Consider the following 384-nt stretch of genomic DNA (forward strand, 5'->3'; position numbering starts at 1 on the left):
GATACAGGCAGGTGGGGTGAAATTGGTTGAACTCCAGGTTGGCGACCCGGCAGCCCGAGCGCCAGGCCATTGCAATGCCGTCGCCGCAGGCACCGTCGGGGTTGCTTGTATAGAGGTAGACCTTGGCGGCGCCACCCGAGGCGAGAATGGTGAAGCGTGCGCCATAGGTATCGACTTCACCGCTGGTGCGGTTGAGTACGTAGGCGCCCAGGCAGCGCTCGCCCGCCAGGCCCAGGCGTTTTTCGGTGATCAGGTCGACGGCGACGCGCTGCTCCAGCAATTGGATGTTGGGGCGTTGGCGGGCCTGGTCGAGCAGGGTCTTGAAAATCGCGGCCCCGGTGGCATCGGCGGCGTGAATGATTCGGCGATGGCTGTGGCCACCTT

1 protein-coding gene is annotated in these 384 nt (G+C 64.6%); it reads right to left on the reverse strand.

Going from position 1 to position 384, the window contains the following annotated elements; all coding sequences use genetic code 11:
- Positions 1–384: FAD-binding protein (locus NBZ85_RS34320; RefSeq protein ID WP_261563541.1), on the reverse strand; the 384-nt coding region annotated here is incomplete at both ends.

This window comes from Frankia tisae (assembly GCF_025403405.1).
Taxonomy (GTDB): Bacteria; Actinomycetota; Actinomycetes; order Frankiales; family Frankiaceae; genus Frankia; species Frankia tisai.